This window comes from Caballeronia arationis (assembly GCF_001544975.2).
In the GTDB taxonomy this organism is placed as follows: Bacteria; Pseudomonadota; Gammaproteobacteria; order Burkholderiales; family Burkholderiaceae; genus Caballeronia; species Caballeronia arationis.
Window position 1 is genome coordinate 1 of sequence record NZ_FCOG02000419.1, and the last position, 1,519, is coordinate 1,519.

General features: G+C 58.8%; 1 protein-coding gene. It reads right to left on the bottom strand.

What is annotated here, in order from left to right; translation table 11 throughout:
* Positions 1–31: 31 nt before the first annotated feature.
* Positions 32–1,414, bottom strand: coding sequence for an IS4 family transposase (locus AWB81_RS42810; RefSeq protein ID WP_062644625.1), 1,383 nt, complete (start codon positions 1,412–1,414; stop codon positions 32–34).
* Positions 1,415–1,519: the final 105 nt, after the last annotated feature.

Sequence of the window (1,519 nt, forward strand, 5' to 3'; positions counted from 1 at the left end):
CTCAGGATTACCCACAAGTTGGCTGATCATGCTATTCGTTTTGCCTCAAGAGGCGATACATCTTCGTGATCTCATGCAGTATCAGGAACCCGCGCCACATGACTGTGGGGCCGGGCGGGTGATCATGCTTGCGATTCAGATAACCGCCAAGCATGGCGATCCACAGGACGGCCTCCCCCAGCGACGGAATTTGCTTTGGCGGTTTCGTGGTGCCATATGTGTGGCTGTACAGTGCTTGCCATTCGACGGGTTGCAACAGTACTTCGCACGACAGGTCTGCGTCGGTCCGTGCCAGCAGGGTCGCATACAGGATGCGCCAGGCGATGACGGCAAACAGCGCGGTCGCGCGTACGAAACGATCGAGATTGCCGAATTGTCGGGCCTCAATCTGGCAACCGCTTTTCAGGACGCGATGCCACGTCTCGATCGTCCAGCGGCGCGCATACCAGGCCAGCCGTTCAAGGACCTCATCAAACGTGGTCGTCGGCACCGAGCTCAGCAGCATCCATTCCAGCGCTTCTATGCCTTCCGGCGGTGCCTCTTCGAGAGCGTGAATCGCAAACACATCGGTCTGCTGCAGACGGCTTTGGCTTTTGCGCCTCATCGGGGGCCGCAATCTGACGGCCGTGCAACGCAAGGTCAGTCGTGCGGTACGTTGCGGCACGTTGCCTCTGGCTGGCACCAGAAGCTCCGTATTGCCTACAGGCGCAGTAGCCAGCACAGTATCCCAAAGATACTCTTCGGGATGCATGACGCGCCGGTTGCGAGAAGCACGAACCAGCCAGTCCACGCCATCAGGACGGTCATGAGTGAACAGTTCATACAGGTCGCTCTCACGGTCTCCTACGCCGACTAGCCGGGTTTCGGTACAACGGGCCTTGAGCGCGGCAAGATGCTCAATGCCTTCAATCCATTTAATGCTTTCCTTCTCTTCGATCGGGCGCGTTTTGGGGTGAGGCTTCTTGCCGAACTTTTCTTCGGGGCGCACCCAGGTCTTCATGCCCAGCACACCCAGCGGCAGGCCCTCGGGGGTCACGGCCAGCAGGCTGTGCATGATGAAACCGCGCTCGTGACGCCCGGAGCCGTAACCCAGGCCCTCTGTCGCGGGCAGATGCGACAGGTTGAATTCAGTGGTGTCTTGCACCGCCAGCACAACAGGTACCTGCATCATGCGATCCAAGGTTTGCGCAATGTGCGGCGCCAGGATTCCGTCGGTATCGATCTGCGCATTGTCGAAGAACCGGTACGCGGCCTTAAGCTCTGCAGGCTTGAGCGATTGTGGAAACGATCCCTGCGGGCTGAAGGCAAGCCGACGCGCCAGCGCAATCAGACGCCGCGACAGACGTGCGTCGCCCAGATTCGCTTCGCCGAACTCGGTGTCTGCCCAATCGTCCGTATCGCTTTCGCCGGCCAATCTCGATTACCATTGCAGCACAGGATGACCGAAGTTAACATCGACCCCTCTCGTTTACAAGCAGAAAATCCTCTCTTCACTCACAGAGATGTGGGTAATCCTGAG